Source organism: Streptomyces dysideae, assembly GCF_001514305.1.
Lineage (GTDB): Bacteria > Actinomycetota > Actinomycetes > Streptomycetales > Streptomycetaceae > Streptomyces > Streptomyces dysideae.
The window spans coordinates 153,199-168,348 of sequence record NZ_KQ949086.1; the positions used below are offsets into that span (position 1 = coordinate 153,199).

A 15,150-nucleotide genomic window follows, 5' to 3' on the forward strand; every position below is an offset into this window, starting at 1 on the left:
GACTACGCGAGGGCTATTCGACCGATAGTGATCATCTCTTTCGTACGACGACGAAGTCCGCGAGCGCCGTGAACCGCGCCCGTACCCGGTCGGGCATGTCGACGCTGTCGAGGGCTTCGATGGCGATGGTGTGCTGACGGCGTGCTTCTTCGGTGGTCCACTCGCGGCCGCCGGCCTCCTCGATCAGGGCGGCGCGGGCCGCGAACTCCTCCTCGGAGAAGTTCTCGAAGTCGCTGCTCTTGGCGTCGGCGGCGAGGATCTCGCCGAGCCGCTCGGCGGCGGGTCCTTCCGCCGCGAGTGCGGCCACGACCGGCAGGGACTTCTTGCGCTGACGCAGGTCGCTCCAGGTCTGCTTGCCGGTGGACTCCGGGTCGCCCCAGATGCCGAGGAGGTCGTCGACGGCCTGGAAGGCCAGGCCGAGGTGGTAGCCGTACTTCTCCAGGGTGTCGGCGGTGCGGTCGTCCGCGCCGCCGAGCACGGCGCCGATGGAACTGGCGCAGGCGAGCAGGGCGCCGGTCTTGTTGCCCTCCATCTCCAGGCACTCCTCGACGCTGACGCGGTCGCGGTGCTCGTAGGAGATGTCCTGCGCCTGCCCGTCGATGAGGGCGCGGGTGGCGGTGGTCAGACGGCGGGCGGCGCGGCCGGCCTCGACGGTGCCGAGCTCCAGCAGCACCTCGTTGGCCAGGGCGAACAGGGCGTCGCCGACGAGGATGGCCTGGGCGGGTCCGTGCACCTTCCAGACCGTGTCGCGGTGCCGGCGCTGCTCGTCGCCGTCCATCAGGTCGTCGTGCAGCAGCGAGAAGTTGTGGACCAGTTCGACGGCGACGGCGCCGGGGATGCCGGTCGCGGGCGGGGCGCCGGTGACCTCGGCGGACAGCACGGCGAGGGCGGGGCGTACGGCCTTGCCGCCGTCCCCGTCCGCCGGGTTGCCCTGGGCGTCGATCCAGCCGAAGTGGTAGGCGGCAACGGTGTCCATGGGAGGTGCCAGGCGGTCGATGGCCGCACGCAGTACCGGTGTGGCCAGGGTCCGGCCGCGCTCCAGGAGCGCGGTCACGTCCACCGCGTCGGAAGCCGTCGAGGCCGGGGGCACAGTGGGCACAGTCTCTCCTCTAATTGCGGTACCGGGGGTGCGAGGGCCTGCCGGATGCCGGTCGAGCATCATGCCGCCTCCTCGACGTCGAGGAGGTGGTCGCGAGGCCGGCCCAGGGCGCTCAACGCGGCGTCCGCCGCGCTCACGCCACTGCGAACCGCACTCTCCATGGTCGCGGGCCACCCTGTGGCGGTCCACGCTCCGGCCAGGTACAGGCCGGGTGACTTGGTGCGGGCGCCGGGCCGCAGCCGTCCGACGCCGGGGGTGGGAGCGAACGTCGCTGTGCGCTCCCGGGTCACGAAGAAGTCCTTCACCTCGGCGCCACGTGCCCGGGGCAGCAGCCGCCCCAGCTCCGGCAGATACCGCTCGCGCAGCTCGGCCACGGGCGCGTCGATCTCGTCCCGCGCGGCAGACTGGGACAGGGCAAGGTACTGCCCCTCGCGCAGGCCCGAGGCCTGGGTCCGGTCGAACACCCACTGCACCGGGGTGCCGAGCGCCGCGAAGAACGGCGTGCTCAGCACCTTGCGGTCGTAGACGACATGGACGTTGAGGATCGGCGCGGTGCCGATGTCGAGGAGCCGCTCAGGGGCGTCCAGGGCGCCCGCCGGCAGCAGGTCGTGGGCCTCGCGCTGCGGCACGGCGAGCACGACCGTGTCCGCGTCGAGCGTCTCGCCGGGAACCTGAACGCTCCAACGGCCGTTCTCGTCAGTAGAGATGGAGGTGACGCGTGTACGGACCTCGGTACGGACGCCCGCGGAGTCGAGCGCCTTGCGGGCGAGACGGTCATGCAGTTCGCCCAGCGGGACGTGCGCCCATCCAATGTCGGCCGCGCCCGGGTCGGACAGCAGACCGGTCTTGAACACCATCGCGGCGAGCCCCAGCGAGGCGTCGCCCGCGACCGCGTTGAGGGTGGCGACCCCGACCAGGTCCCACAGGGCCTCGACGGCACGCGCCGACTGACCGTGCGCGGTCAGCCAGCTGCCGAAGTCCTGTGTGTCCAGGCTCGGATCGGCGAGGTCGAGCCCCTTGAGCGCGAGCGCGGCCCGCCCCGCCTTGGCCCGCTCGGCGAGCGACAGATGCGGATACGACGCGAGGCTGCGCCCCAGATGCAGGGGCACCGGCAGCGGGTCGCGCCGCAGCCTGCCCAGCCGCCGTCCCTCGGGCCGCGCGACGTCGAGTACGGGCACGTCGAGACGTTCCTGCAGCGGCGCCAGCGCCGTCCCCTCGATGCGGTCGAGGAACCAGCGGTAGGCGGTGCAGCAGCGCAGGTACACGTGCTGGCCGTTGTCGACGGTCAGGTCGCCGCGCTGGAAGGAGAAGGCGAGCCCGCCGAGCCGCGGCCTGCCTTCGAGCAGGGTGACGCGCACTCCGGCGTCGGCGAGCGCGAGCGCGGCGGTGATGCCGGCCAGCCCGCCGCCCACCACGACGGCGTCCCTCGTCGAGTGCCCGGGAATGTCCGCGAGCGGCTCCTCGGGCCGCGTGCCGTCGGTCATCGTGCAACCTCCCCCGTACGGCGGCCGTGGTGATCGAACGGTGCCCGGCCGGCCGTTGCAGTCAGGGACGCCGTCCCCGACCGGAGGGTTGCGTGCCACTTTTCGCCGGTGGCATCACCTTGGACCGGAATGTCCATCAGGCACGCCTCCTGACGGTCCGCCGGGCCACATGCCGGGTGTCCAGACCGGACAGGCCGCGCACGGCGACGTACGCCTTCTCCCGCCCGGGCAGCGAGACCCGGCCGCGCAGCACGGCCTCGGGGTCCCGTTCGATGCGGTCGAGGAGGCGACGGTAGATGCCGGCCATGGCGGCGACGCACGCGCCGCTGCGCCGGTCGAGCATGGGGAGCAGCCGGTAGCCCTCGGCGAAAAGGGTGCGGGCCCGTCGCACTTCGAAGTGCACGAGGCCCGCGAAGTCGGAGCCTTCCGGTGGTTTCGGCCCGCTGAACCCGGCCGAGCAGCCGAACTTGGCGAGGTCGTCGGCGGGCAGATAGGTGCGCCCGCCCTCGGCGTCCTCGCGGACGTCCCGCAGGATGTTGGTGAGCTGGAGCGCGAGGCCGAGCGTGTCGGCATACTCCGGCGCCCGCTCGACGCCGCGCGCCCCCGGTTCCGTACCGAAGACGCCGAGCGAGAGCCGGCCGATGGCGCCCGCCACACAGCGGCAGTAGAGCTTCAGGTCGTCCCAGGTCTCGTAGGTCTCGCCGCGTACGTCCATCAGGACGCCGTCGATGAGCTCGTCGAGGCCGCCGAGCGGGATCGGGAAGGTGTCGGCGGCGTGTGTGAGGGCGACGGCGACCGGGTCGATGTCGTCCTCGTCGACCGCCCCCGCGCGGATCCGGGTGAGCAGCGCCCGGGTGTCCTCGAGTCTGGCGATCTTCACGTCGTCGGCCAGCGCCCCGTCGCCGATGTCGTCGACACGGCGCGAGAACGCGTACAGCGCCGACATCGCCCGGCGCTTGGGCGTCGGCAGCAGCCTGATGCCGTACGCGAAGTTACGGGCCTGCTGTCCGGTGACGGCCTCGCAGTAGCGGTAGGCGGCGAGTACCGGCGCGGACACGCGCGGTTCGGGCTCCACGGTCCGGATCACCCCTCTCCTCGCAGAGTCACGCCCGCCTCGCGCAGCATCTGGAGCTTGCCGGGCTTGGGCGGGCCGGGAAGTACGTCGTATTCGGCGGCGGCGATCGCATGGATTGCCGCCCTTCCCCCTGCCACGAAACCCGCGAGCAGCAGCTTGAGCCTGCCGTGGACGCTACCCACCAGGGGGGTGCCTTCATTCAGGAGGTTCTGGGCACGTTCGGCTTCGTATGCAACCAGTGCGCGTACCGATGCGCCTGCTGTTTTCGCGGCGAGGTCCGCTTCCTGGACGTGAAAGCGCTTCATGTCCGCGGCGGGCAGATAGATCCGGTCGCGGCCGAGGTCCTCGGCGACGTCCTGGAGGTGCTCGACGATCTGCAGTGCCGTGCACACCGCGTCGGAGCGGCGGATCCGCTCGGGAGTCGCGGTGCCGGTGACGGCGAGGACGAGCCGGCCGACCGGGTTCGCGGACAGTTCGCAGTAGGCAAGGAGGTCGTCGTAGGTCTCGTACCGCGCCACGAGCTGGTCCTGGCGGTTGGCCGCGATCAGGCCGAGGAAGGGCTCGGGGGTCAGTGAGCGGCGGCGGACCGTCGGCTGCAGGCGGCGCAGCAGGGGGTGGCGCGGGGTCGAGTCGAAGACCCGGTGCAGGTCCGCCTCGAAGGCGTCCAGCAGCACCGTGCGGTCCTCGGCCGCCTCGGGCGGCACGCCGAGCAGGCGGGCGTCGGCACCGCCGGGGGCGAGGTCGCCGTCGCCGATGTCGTCGACGAGGCGGGCGAAGCCGTAGACGGCCATGAGGTCGGTGCGCCAGGCCCTGGGCACGAAGAACGGGGCCACCGGGAAGTTCTCCGCCGCGGCCTTGCCGAGTGTGCCGCGCTCCGCATCGCCGGCGTGCGGCGTGCCGGTTCCCGTCACCGCTGACTGCCCGGGGCGGGGACGGCGCATGCTGCGTGGAGCTGGGGAGTTTCCGTAGCCATTGCCGTCACATCTCCCGTTCTACACCGCCGACCCAATGCACACTATTTCGGACACGCCGCCCGGTTGTCCGCGCCGTGGCGCTGGGCGAGGGTGTTGCGCATTATCGCCCCACTTGCTGCGTTTAGAGACCCGGTACAGCTTACGTTGTACAACGCAGCGAGGTTCGCCGGGGTGTCCTGCACATCACAACAACGCACCGATTGGTGTCAAGATTCCTAAGGACGGCCGGAGTTGGCGTTTCCTTTGCAGACGCGGGGCCCCGCCGGAGCAGTTCCGGCGGGGCCCCGGTAAGCCGGGTGGGCCGGTCGGCCCATGTCCGGGTGGACTACTTCCCCGTGAACTTCTCGTACTCCTTGAGGACCTCGTCGGTCGGGCCGTCCATGCGCAGCTCACCGCGTTCCAGCCACAGGACGCGGTTGCAGGTGTCACGGATCGACTTGTTGTTGTGACTGACGAGAAACACCGTGCCGGCTTCCTTGCGCAGCTCGCGGATGCGCTCCTCGGAGCGCTTCTGGAACTTGCGGTCGCCGGTCGCCAGGGCCTCGTCGATCATCAGGACGTCGTGGTCCTTGGCGGCGGCGATGGAGAAGCGGAGCCGGGCCGCCATGCCGGAGGAGTAGGTGCGCATCGGGAGGGTGATGAAGTCGCCCTTCTCGTTGATGCCGGAGAAGTCGACGATGTCCTGGTAGCGCTCCCGGATCTCCTCGCGGGACATGCCCATGGCGAGACCGCCCAAAATGACGTTCCGCTCGCCGGTGAGGTCGTTCATCAGGGCCGCGTTGACGCCGAGCAGGGAGGGCTGGCCGTCGGTGTAGACCTTGCCCTTCTCTGCGGGGAGCAGGCCGGCGATGGCGCGCAGCAGGGTCGACTTGCCGGAGCCGTTGGAGCCGATGAGGCCGACGGCCTCGCCGCGGTAGGCGGTGAAGGAGACGCCCCGCACGGCGTGCACCTTGCGTACGCCGCGCGCCGCGTCGTCGGAGCCTCGCTTCAGGATGCGGCTGAGGGCGGCGGTGGCGCTGCCCTTGCCGGACTTGGTGCCGTTGACGCGGTAGACGATGTGCAGCTCGTCCGCGATGACGGTGGGGACGCGGTCCCCGGGGGTTCGCTCAGCCACGGCCGTACCTCTCCTCCGCCTTCCAGAAGTAGACGAAGCCGATCACGCCGGCCAGCACGGCCCAGCCCAGCGCGAAGGCCCACACATGGGAGGGCAGGTACGAGGAGCCGTACCCGTCGATCATCGCGAAGCGGACCAGGTCCATGTAGATCGCGGCGGGGTTCCACTGCAGGACGTCGGTGAGCCAGCCCGGCACGTTCTTGTCGGCGAGCATCGCCGGGATGCTGAACATCACGCCCGACGCGTACATCCAGGTACGCAGGACGAACGGCATCAGCTGGGCCAGGTCGGGGGTCTTGCTGCCCATGCGGGCGAAGATCAGCGCGAGCCCCGTGTTGAAGACGAACTGCAGGACCAGCGCGGGCGCCACCAGCAGCCAGGACAGGTCGGGGTAGGAGCCGAAGGCCAGCATGATCACGACGAGCACGACCAGCGAGTACAGCAGCTGCTGGAGTTGCTGCAGCGCGAACGAGACCGGCAGCGCGGCCCGCGGGAAGTGCAGCGCCCGCACCAGGCCCAGGTTGCCGGAGATGGCGCGTACGCCCGCGAGGACCGAGCTCTGCGTGAAGGTGAACACGAACACGCCCGTGACCAGGAACGGTACGTAGATGTCGTGCGGGATGCCCTCCCGGGCGCCCAGCAGCAGGCCGAAGATGAAGAAGTACACGGCCGCGTTCAGCAGCGGGGTGGCCACCTGCCAGAGCTGGCCCAGTTTCGCCTGGCTGTACTGGGCGGTCAGCTTCGCCCGCGAGAACGCGAGGATGAAGTGCCGCCGGTCCCAGAGCTGGCGGACGTACTCGGGCAGCGAGGGGCGGGCGCCGCTCACGGACAGCCCGTACTTGGCGGCGAGCTGTGCCGCCGTGAGGCCCTCGTCGGGCGACGGAGGCGCGCTCACCGCGACTCCGCCGTCGTGCGTTGTCTCACTCACCAGTGGAAACTTTCGTCTTCGAGATGCGCAGCCTGTGCGGGCTTGGCATGAGCCTGGGGCCTGCTTGCGGCCCGGTTGCTCTCAGGGAACGAGCTTGTCAGATGACAGGAGGTCGGCCCAGTCGAGTCAGCCGCCACACCGTACGCCACTTCATGGGTTTGCGGGGTCCGCACGGGGTGGACCAGCCTTCCCGGAATCCACCGAACCATGCCTTCAGCGCGGGCCGCGAGGGTCGGCGCAGGAGTGTGAGCAGCATCCACACGCCCAGATAGACCGGGACGAGCAGGGCGGGGAGGTTGCGGCGGGCGAGCCAGACGCGGTTGCGGGCGACCATGCGGTGGTAGACCGCGTGCCGGGAGGGCGCGGTCGTCGGGTGGTACAGCACCATGTCGGACCGGTAGTCGATCATCCAGCCCGCGTCGAGGGCCCGCCATGCCAGGTCGGTTTCCTCGTGGGCGTAGAAGAATTCGTCCGGGAGGCCGCCGACGTCGGCGAGGACCTGGGTGCGGACGGCGTTGGCGCCGCCGAGGAAGGTGGTGACCCGGGAGGAGCGCATCGGGTCGGAGGCACGCAGCCGCGGGACGTGGCGGCGCTGGGTCTCGCCGGTGTCGGGGTCGGCGATGCGGAAGCTGATGATGCCGAGCTTCGGGTCGGCCTCGAAGGCCTGGCGGCACAGTTCGGCGGTGTCGTGCTGGGCGAGGAGGCCGTCGTCGTCGAGGAAGAGCAGTATGTCGACGTCGCGGCCGCTGGGGCCGAAGGCCTCGATGCCGACGTTGCGGCCGCCGGGGATGCCGAGGTTCTCGGGCAGCTCGACGGTGCGGACACCCTCGGGGACGTCCGGGACGGGCGAGCCGTTGCCGACCACCACGGCTTGGACCTGGTCGCCGTCCTGCTTGGCGACCGAGTCGAGGAGGGCGCGGAGTTCGTCGGGGCGGTTGCCCATGGTGATGATGACCGCGCCGACCTTCAGGTTGGAAGTGACCACGGCGCTCACCGCAGCCTGCTCGACACGAGGATGGACACGAGGTGCAGCAGGGTCTGCAGGAGGGCGATGCCGGCCAGCACCGCGACACCGAGGCGGGAGAAGAACAGGTCGTCCCGCACGGTGTCCAGGACCGCGAGGACCAGGATCAGCAGGGACGCCTCGATGCCGAGGACCAGCCGGTGGAACTTCAGCGCCGCGGCGGCCCGGCGGGCCAGTGCCATGCCGGAGGAGCGCGGCTCGGACGCCGACTCCTTGACCGGCGGCAGCCCGCCCTGGTGGCGGGCGACGCCGACGAGGTCGGTCTCGGCCTTGATGAGGATCGCGCCGAGGGCGGCCAGCGTGCCGAGGAACGCCCACAGCCAGTCGATCCGGCCGGTGCCCCACAGGTCGGCGGCGCGCAGGCCGAAGCCGACGAGCACGGCGGCGTCGGTGAGATAGGCGCCGACCCGGTCCAGGTAGACCCCGCCGAGCGAGAACTGCTGCTTCCAGCGGGCGACTTCGCCGTCCACGCAGTCGAGCAGCAGATAGAGCTGGACCATGACGACGCCGAGGACGGCGCCCGGGATCCCCGGCACGAGCAGTGCCGGGGCCGCGAGCACACCGCATACGGTCATCAGGTACGTGAGCTGGTTGGGCGTGACCCTGGTGTTGACCAGATAGCGGTCGACCCGCAGGGACACCTCACGCATGTAGAGGCGTCCCATCCAGTGCTCACCGCTGCGCCGGTCCTTCACCCCTGCGGGGTGCACGACCGGACGGAGTTCAGCTACCGATGGCCTTGACATAGTCGGCGTAGATGTCCTTGATCTGTTCGGTTTTGAGGTCGAGGTGTTCGAGGATCGTGTAGCGGCCGGGCCTGGTCTCCGGGGCGAACTCCACGGCGCGGACGAACTCGTCCACCGAGAAGCCGATCTCCTCCGGCAGTACCGGCAGCCCGTGCCGGCGCAGCACCTCGGCCATGTAGGCCGACTCCTCGTGGGCTCCGCGCAGGTACATCGCGAAGGCGGCGCCCAGTCCGCACTGCTCGCCGTGGGCGGCGGCCCGCTTGGGGAAGAGCAGGTCGAAGGCGTGGTTGATCTCGTGGCAGGCGCCGGAGGACGGGCGGGAGTCCCCTGACACCGACATGGCGATACCGGTGAGGACCAGGGCCTCGGCCAGGACCTGCAGGAAGCCGTCGTCGCCGACGCCGCCCGGGTGCCGGAGCACCGCCTCACCGGCCTGCCGGGCCATCGCCGCGGCGAGGCCGTCGATCTTCTCGCCCTTGACACGGTTGGCCAGCTCCCAGTCCGCCACCGCGGAGATGTTGGAGATGACGTCACCGATGCCGGAGCGCACGAAGCGGACGGGAGCCTCACGGATCACGTTGAGGTCGATGACCACCGCGATCGGGTTCGGCACACCGTACGAGCCGCGGCCCGCGTCGTTGTCGAGGGTGGCGACCGGCGAACACAGGCCGTCGTGCGCGAGGTTGGTGGCGACGGCGACCAGCGGAAGGCCGACGCGTGCCGCCGCGAACTTGGCACAGTCGATGATCTTCCCGCCGCCGAGGCCGACGACCGCGTCGTAGTGGCCGGCCTTTATGTCGCTCGCCAGCCGGACCGCGTCGTCGATGGTGCCGCCACCGACCTCGTACCAGGTGGCGCCGGGCAGTGTGGGGGCGATCCGTTCGCGCAGTCGGGCACCCGAGCCGCCGCTCACGGCGATCGCGAGCCTGCCCGAGTGCGAGATGCGCTCGTCGGCGAGGACACAGGCCAGGTCGTCGAGGGCACCCGGGCGGATGTCCACGACGAGCGGCGAGGGAATCAGCCGGGTCAGTACTGGCACGCGATCTCCCGTCCGCGGGCGAGATCGTCGTGATTGTCGATCTCCACCCACTTGACGTCGCCGATCGGCGCCACGTCGATCCGGAAGCCGCGGTTGACGAGCTCCTGGTAGCCGTGCTCGTAGAACTGCTGAGGGTCGGTCTCCCAGACCGTCTTCAGCGCGTCGGCCAGCTCGGGGGCGGCGTCGCCCTCGATGAGGGTGACGCCGATGTACTCGCCGGTGGCCTCGGCCGGGTCCATCAGCTTGGTGATCTTCGTCATGCCCTTCTCGGGGTCGACGACGACCTTCATCTCCTCGTCGGCCAGGTGCTTGACCGTGTCCAGGGCGAGGATGATCTTCTTGCCGTCGCCGCGGGCGGCGAGCAGCGTCTTCTCGACGGAGACCGGGTGGACGGTGTCGCCGTTGGCGAGGATCACGCCGTCCTTGAGGGCGTCACGGCCGCACCACAGGGAGTAGGCGTTGTTCCACTCCTCGGCCTTGTCGTTGTCGATGAGGGTGAGCTGAAGGCCGTACTTCGCCTCCAGCGCTTCCTTGCGCTCGTACACGGCTTCCTTGCGGTAGCCGACGATGATCGCGACCTCGGTCAGCCCGATCTCGGCGAAGTTGCCGAGGGTGAGGTCGAGCACCGTGATCGAGTCCTCTATACCCGCGGGCCCCACCGGCACCAGCGCCTTGGGCAGGCTGTCGGTGTAGGGGCGCAGACGCCGTCCGGCGCCGGCCGCGAGCACGAGGCCGATCATGCGGGTTCTCCTTCATCGTGTACGGCGGGGGCCCCTGAGGACACCCAGAAGCGGATGCTCTCGACGAGCACCACGAGGGCGACGGCCACGGCGAGCGCCGTGAGCGCGACCTTGAACTGCGCGGCGGACAGTGCCACGGCCAGAACGGTGACAAGCAGCGTCCGGCCTTCGTGCCCCCCGATGGCGCGTACCAGCCAGGCCGGCGACGCTCCGGCGTTCCCGCGGATGCGGTACACCGTGTCGTAGTGATGGTAGGCGACGGCCGCCACCAGCCCGAAAGCCGCAGGAAGGGCCCCGTTCACGTCCGCTTTGGCCGCCAGGATCAGGACGGTGCCGTATTCGGCGGCCCGGAAGAAGGGCGGGACGAGCCAGTCCAGGGAACCCTTCAGGGGCAGTGCCACGGCAGCGGCCGAGGTGAGCGCGTACAGCACGGCACCGAGGACGGGCAGCCAACTGCCATACGGCTCCAGCCACGCGCCGGCGACCAGGATCACAGCGCCGGGAAGCGCCACGAGGGTGCGCGAGCCGAACGGCGGCTTGGCGGGCAGCTTCTGCAACAGGCGCGCGAGGCTTTCCGCGAGTGGCCCGCTGTCCGCCAGATCCGCCAGCGCCTGCGCCGCCCGGTCCGTCCGCTTCGCCTTCCGCGTCAGCGACCGCAGCACGCGTCCGGCCGTCGTGTACGTCGCCGCGAAGGCGCAGCCGATGAGCAGCGCGTAGAAGGTGATGCGAGGGGTCGTGACGGCCGTGAGGACGGCGATCATCGCCCACCGCTCACCGATCGGCAGCACGATCATCCGCCGCACCCACACCGTCCAGCCGACGCTGTCGAGCTTGTCCGAAAGGGCGGCCGTGGGACTGGTGTTGGCGGTGGCGTCGGAATCCCCGGCGTTTGCCTCGTTGAAGGAGAAGTCGACGACATGGCGGCAGGTCTGCAGGACCATCGCGCCGAGGGCCAGTGCCCATACGTCGTCGCCGCCGCGGGCGGCGCCCAGCGCCAGGCCGGCGTAGTAGGCGTACTCCTTGGCGCGGTCGAAGGTCGCGTCGAGCCAGGCGCCGAGGGTGGAGTACTGCAGGGAGTAACGGGCCAGCTGGCCGTCGGTGCAGTCGAGGACGAAGGACGCGATCAGTAGGACGCCGGCGGCGATGAAGCCGCCGCGGGTGCCGGTGGCCGCGCAGGCCGCCGCTATGAACGCGGTGATCAGGGAGGCGGTGGTGACCTGGTTCGGGGTCAGGCCCCGGCGGGCGCACCAGCGGGCAATATAGCGGGAGTACGGGCTGATGCAGTACGTCGTGAAGAAGCCGTCGCGGGACTTGACGGCCGACTTGAGGCGTACGGCTTCGTCGTCGACGGCGGCGACGGCCTGCCGTGCCTCGTTGCGGGCCTGCGGGTCGGCGGGGACGGCGGCGACCAGACTGCCGAGCTCGGGGCGGTGCACCTCGGCGCCGTTGGCCGCCAGGGCGGTGACGACGCGGTCGGCGAGGCTGTCGACGGCGACCGCTGTGCCGCCGCCGGAGGCGTTCTCGCGGGCGATCGCCCGGGTCAGGGCCTGGCGGCCGGCCGGCTGGGCGGTGACGGCGCCCGGGATCGCGGCGAGCGGGAAGCGCGGGTCGGTGAGGCCGAGGCGCAGCGCGTGGACATGGCCCACGAAGCCGGCGTCGACCACGGCGACCCGCTGGTCACCGGGCACCTGGGCGAGCAGCGTCTCGGCGTCGGCGGTGTCGGAGGCGGCCCGCACGTCGTAGCCGAGGGACCGCAGATCGCCCTCGATCGACGATCCGGGGACCGGCTGACCGGTGAGGATGGCGGTCGACAACCGAACTCACTCCCTGGGTGCCGACGCCACGGCGCCGGACATGTACATGGTGGGGGCGCCCCTTGCCGGGCACCCTACGACAGGGCCCGGTCGGGCGGCATTCGGCAGAGGCTATCGGATACCTGGAAGCCCACGTTCACCGCCCGTTCACGGGCCGATCAGCGGAGTTTGCACAAGCCTTCGCCGCGATCATCATCGGGGATCCGGGGCCCGGCCCACAAACCGCGCGGCACAGACCGGGCATCCGGGACATCGTGTGTGCCGCGGGCGCCTCGGCATAGGGTGAGCGACCATGACATGGCTGATCACAGGCGGAGCCGGATACATCGGGGCACACGTGGCGCGGGTCATGACCGATGCCGGGGAGCGCGTGCTCGTGCTGGACGACCTCTCGGCCGGGGTACCCGCACGGCTGCCCGCCGGGGTGCCGCTGATCAGTGGCTCGTCGCTGGACGGCGGTCTGCTGAAGCGGGTGTTCGCGGAGCACGCGATGACGGGTGTGGTGCATCTCGCGGCGCGCAAGCAGGTCGGGGAGTCGGTGGCGCAGCCGACGCGCTACTACCAGGAGAACGTGGGCGGCCTGGCGACGCTGCTGGAGGCGGTGGCCGAGGCCGGGATCAAACGGTTCCTGTTCTCCTCGTCGGCGGCCGTGTACGGCAACCCCGCGGTGGATCTGATCACGGAGGACACTCCGTGCGCGCCGGTGAACCCGTACGGCGAGACCAAACTCGCCGGGGAGTGGCTGGTGCGGGCGGCGGGCCGGGCGCACGGCATCTCGACCGTGTGCCTGCGCTACTTCAACGTCGCCGGGGCGGCCGCGCCGGAGCTGGCGGACACGGGTGTCTTCAACATCGTCCCGATGGTCTTCGACCGGCTCACCCGGGACGAGGCCCCACGGATCTTCGGCGACGACCATCCGACGCCGGACGGCACCTGCGTCCGCGACTACATCCATGTCGCCGACCTGGCCGAGGCGCATCTGGCGGCCGCCCGGCGGCTCGGCGACCGGAGCGGCGACCTGACGGTCAACATCGGCCGCGGCGAGGGCGTCTCGGTGCGCGAGCTGATCACGCTCATCGGCGAGGTCACCGGGGACCGCCGGCCACCCGTGGTCGAGGGACGCCGGGACGGGGACGCGCCGCGCGCGGTCGCCTCGGCCGCCCTGGCCACCGCGGAGCTGGGCTGGACCGCCGGGCGCGGGGTGCGCGAGATGGTCGAGTCGGCCTGGCAGGGCTGGCGGCTGCACCACGGCGTATGATCGGCCAGGCCCCTGACCTGCGGATCGTTTCCGCAGGTCAGGGCACATGACAACGGTGTTCAGTGCCGCGTTGCCACATACCCCCCACCCGTAGTTCACTGTGATCCCGGACGACCACAGGAGGGCGGTTTCATGGGGGCCGGTCACGACCACGGACATACGCACGCGCCGAGCGGCGGTACGGCCACCGCGGCGTACCGCGGCAGGCTGCGGGTCGCGCTGTCGATCACGCTCGGCGTCATGGTGGTCGAGATCGTCGGTGGTGTGCTCGCCGACTCGCTCGCGCTGGTCGCGGACGCGGCCCATATGGCGACGGACGCGCTGGGCCTGGGCATGGCCCTGCTCGCGATCCACTTCTCGGGCCGTCCGGCGACCGGGAAGCTCACGTTCGGGTACGCCCGCGCCGAGATCCTCGCCGCGCTCGCCAACTGTCTGCTGCTGCTCGGCGTCGGCGGCTACGTCCTGTACGAGGCGATCCAGCGGTTCATCACGCCCGCCGACACGGAGGGCGGGCTGACCGTCGCGTTCGGTGCGGTCGGTCTGGTCGCGAACATGATCTCCCTGTCGCTGCTGATGCGCGGCCAGAAGGAGAGCCTGAACGTGCGGGGCGCGTTCCTGGAGGTGGCGGCGGACGCGCTGGGCTCGCTCGCGGTGATCCTGTCCGCGCTGGTGATCCTGACGACCGGCTGGCAGGCCGCCGACCCGATCGCCTCGCTCGTCATCGGCCTGATGATCGTGCCGCGCACCTGGAAGCTGCTGCGCGAGACCCTCGACGTCCTGCTGGAGTCGGCCCCCAAGGACGTCGACATGACGAAGGTGCGGGCGCACATACTCGCCCTCGACGGCGTGGAGGACGTCCACGACCTGCACGCCTGGACGATCACCTCCGGGATGCCGGTGCTGTCCGCGCACGTGGTCGTCAGCTCCGAGGTCATCAACGCCATCGGCAACGAGAAGATGCTGCACGAACTCCAGGGCTGCCTCGGCGATCACTTCGACGTGGAGCACTGCACCTTCCAGCTGGAGCCCGGCGGGCACGCCGAGCACGAGGCGAAGCTCTGCCACTGAAGCCCCCGAAGGGCCCCCTGGGAACGCACGTACGACGGAATGCAGCGGTCCGGCGCACGGTTGCGTCCTCAGACTCACAGGCCCGCCCGGACGGTTCTCCGCCCGCCGCGCCGGGCACGATCAACTGCCGGGAGTGTCGGATTCGTACGGCACACTTGGGGCGCGAAGACCGATGTGAAGGATGGGTATGCCGATCACACCTGCCACCGCGACGCACAGTCCGTCGAACGGCACCGCAGACGCGATTTTGCTGGAACTGGTCGACGAGGACGGCGTGACGATCGGCACCGCGGAGAAGCTCGCCGCCCATCAGCCACCGGGACAACTGCACCGCGCCTTCTCCGTGTTCCTCTTCGACCAGCGGGGCCGGCTGCTCCTCCAGCAGCGGGCGCTGGGCAAGTACCACTCCCCCGGCGTGTGGTCCAACACCTGCTGCGGCCACCCCTACCCGGGCGAGGCGCCGTTCGCCGCGGCGGCCCGGCGGACGTACGAGGAGCTCGGCGTCTCGCCGTCGCTGCTCGCGGAGGCGGGCACGGTCCGCTACGACCACCCGGACCCGGACTCGGGCCTGGTGGAGCAGGAGTACAACCACCTCTTCGTCGGGCTGGTGCAGTCCCCGCTGCGGCCGGACCCGGAGGAGGTCGGTGCGACGGCCTTCGTGACGCCCGCCGAGCTGGCGGAGCGGCACGCGAAGGACACCTTCTCGTCCTGGTTCATGACGGTGCTGGACGCGGCCCGTCCCGCGGTCAGGGAGCTGACGGGCGCGTCCGCCGGCTGGTGAAAGGCC

At 70.8% G+C, this 15,150-nt stretch carries 15 protein-coding genes; 3 read left to right on the top strand and 12 right to left on the bottom strand.

Annotation, left to right across the window (positions count from 1 at the left end):
- Nucleotides 1–31: 31 nt before the first annotated feature.
- The 12 genes from AQJ91_RS20575 to AQJ91_RS20625 all read right to left on the bottom strand — a co-directional run bounded on the left by AQJ91_RS20575 (nucleotide 32) and on the right by AQJ91_RS20625 (nucleotide 12,037).
- Nucleotides 32–1,159 carry a polyprenyl synthetase family protein gene (locus AQJ91_RS20575; RefSeq protein ID WP_199847980.1) on the bottom strand — a complete coding sequence of 376 codons (1,128 nt, stop codon included), beginning with the start codon at nucleotides 1,157–1,159 and terminating at the stop codon, nucleotides 32–34.
- Nucleotides 1,159–2,583, bottom strand: coding sequence for a hydroxysqualene dehydroxylase HpnE (gene hpnE / locus AQJ91_RS20580; protein WP_067023583.1), 1,425 nt, complete (start codon nucleotides 2,581–2,583; stop codon nucleotides 1,159–1,161). The genes AQJ91_RS20575 and hpnE overlap by 1 nt, the downstream gene beginning before the upstream one ends.
- Entirely contained in the window at nucleotides 2,580–2,720 is a 141-nt protein-coding gene (locus AQJ91_RS58295) for a DUF6380 family protein (RefSeq protein ID WP_407696882.1), read from the bottom strand. The genes hpnE and AQJ91_RS58295 overlap by 4 nt, the downstream gene beginning before the upstream one ends.
- Nucleotides 2,720–3,670: a presqualene diphosphate synthase HpnD gene (gene hpnD / locus AQJ91_RS20585; RefSeq protein WP_067023585.1), complete on the bottom strand. Its 951-nt coding sequence runs from the start codon at nucleotides 3,668–3,670 to the stop codon at nucleotides 2,720–2,722. The genes AQJ91_RS58295 and hpnD overlap by 1 nt, the downstream gene beginning before the upstream one ends.
- Nucleotides 3,667–4,569 (bottom strand): squalene synthase HpnC, encoded by a 903-nt coding sequence (gene hpnC / locus AQJ91_RS20590; RefSeq protein ID WP_067023812.1) that lies wholly within the window; start codon nucleotides 4,567–4,569, stop codon nucleotides 3,667–3,669. The genes hpnD and hpnC overlap by 4 nt, the downstream gene beginning before the upstream one ends.
- Nucleotides 4,570–4,957: 388 nt before the next feature.
- Nucleotides 4,958–5,746 (bottom strand): ABC transporter ATP-binding protein, encoded by a 789-nt coding sequence (locus tag AQJ91_RS20595; RefSeq protein ID WP_067023588.1) that lies wholly within the window; start codon nucleotides 5,744–5,746, stop codon nucleotides 4,958–4,960.
- A complete protein-coding gene (locus tag AQJ91_RS20600) occupies nucleotides 5,739–6,674 on the bottom strand; it encodes an ABC transporter permease (RefSeq protein ID WP_067023591.1) in 936 nt (311 codons plus the stop codon). Before AQJ91_RS20600 ends, AQJ91_RS20595 begins: the two co-directional genes overlap by 8 nt.
- A gap of 97 nt (nucleotides 6,675–6,771) precedes the next feature.
- On the bottom strand, nucleotides 6,772–7,644 hold the full coding sequence (locus AQJ91_RS20605) for a glycosyltransferase family 2 protein (RefSeq protein ID WP_067023815.1): 873 nt from the start codon (nucleotides 7,642–7,644) through the stop codon (nucleotides 6,772–6,774).
- 20 nt (nucleotides 7,645–7,664) lie between these two features.
- On the bottom strand, nucleotides 7,665–8,444 hold the full coding sequence (locus AQJ91_RS20610; protein ID WP_079085079.1) for a CDP-alcohol phosphatidyltransferase family protein: 780 nt from the start codon (nucleotides 8,442–8,444) through the stop codon (nucleotides 7,665–7,667).
- Nucleotides 8,422–9,483, bottom strand: coding sequence for an iron-containing alcohol dehydrogenase family protein (locus AQJ91_RS20615; RefSeq protein ID WP_067023597.1), 1,062 nt, complete (start codon nucleotides 9,481–9,483; stop codon nucleotides 8,422–8,424). Before AQJ91_RS20615 ends, AQJ91_RS20610 begins: the two co-directional genes overlap by 23 nt.
- Nucleotides 9,471–10,223 carry a phosphocholine cytidylyltransferase family protein gene (locus AQJ91_RS20620; protein ID WP_067023600.1) on the bottom strand — a complete coding sequence of 251 codons (753 nt, stop codon included), beginning with the start codon at nucleotides 10,221–10,223 and terminating at the stop codon, nucleotides 9,471–9,473. The genes AQJ91_RS20615 and AQJ91_RS20620 overlap by 13 nt, the downstream gene beginning before the upstream one ends.
- Nucleotides 10,220–12,037 (bottom strand): DUF5941 domain-containing protein, encoded by a 1,818-nt coding sequence (locus AQJ91_RS20625; RefSeq protein WP_067023603.1) that lies wholly within the window; start codon nucleotides 12,035–12,037, stop codon nucleotides 10,220–10,222. Before AQJ91_RS20625 ends, AQJ91_RS20620 begins: the two co-directional genes overlap by 4 nt.
- 292 nt (nucleotides 12,038–12,329) lie before the next feature.
- On the opposite strand from AQJ91_RS20625, the gene galE reads away from it, so the two are divergent.
- From galE to idi, 3 genes are all read left to right on the top strand, one after another.
- Nucleotides 12,330–13,295, top strand: coding sequence for a UDP-glucose 4-epimerase GalE (gene galE, locus AQJ91_RS20630; RefSeq protein ID WP_067023606.1), 966 nt, complete (start codon nucleotides 12,330–12,332; stop codon nucleotides 13,293–13,295).
- 132 nt (nucleotides 13,296–13,427) lie between these two features.
- Nucleotides 13,428–14,363 (top strand): cation diffusion facilitator family transporter, encoded by a 936-nt coding sequence (locus tag AQJ91_RS20635; protein ID WP_067023609.1) that lies wholly within the window; start codon nucleotides 13,428–13,430, stop codon nucleotides 14,361–14,363.
- Between the two features lie 187 nt (nucleotides 14,364–14,550).
- Nucleotides 14,551–15,144: an isopentenyl-diphosphate Delta-isomerase gene (gene idi, locus AQJ91_RS20640; protein WP_067023611.1), complete on the top strand. Its 594-nt coding sequence runs from the start codon at nucleotides 14,551–14,553 to the stop codon at nucleotides 15,142–15,144.
- Nucleotides 15,145–15,150 lie beyond the last annotated feature (6 nt).

Coding starts and splice junctions, on each gene's coding strand:
- AQJ91_RS20635 (WP_067023609.1), top strand. CDS start 13,428: ATGGGGGCCGGTCACGACCACGGACATACGCACGCGCCGAGCGGCGGT.
- AQJ91_RS20575 (WP_199847980.1), bottom strand. CDS start 1,159: ATGCTCGACCGGCATCCGGCAGGCCCTCGCACCCCCGGTACCGCAATT.
- idi (WP_067023611.1), top strand. CDS start 14,551: ATGCCGATCACACCTGCCACCGCGACGCACAGTCCGTCGAACGGCACC.
- AQJ91_RS20610 (WP_079085079.1), bottom strand. CDS start 8,444: ATGTCAAGGCCATCGGTAGCTGAACTCCGTCCGGTCGTGCACCCCGCA.
- AQJ91_RS20620 (WP_067023600.1), bottom strand. CDS start 10,223: ATGATCGGCCTCGTGCTCGCGGCCGGCGCCGGACGGCGTCTGCGCCCC.
- galE (WP_067023606.1), top strand. CDS start 12,330: ATGACATGGCTGATCACAGGCGGAGCCGGATACATCGGGGCACACGTG.
- hpnE (WP_067023583.1), bottom strand. CDS start 2,583: ATGACCGACGGCACGCGGCCCGAGGAGCCGCTCGCGGACATTCCCGGG.
- AQJ91_RS58295 (WP_407696882.1), bottom strand. CDS start 2,720: ATGGACATTCCGGTCCAAGGTGATGCCACCGGCGAAAAGTGGCACGCA.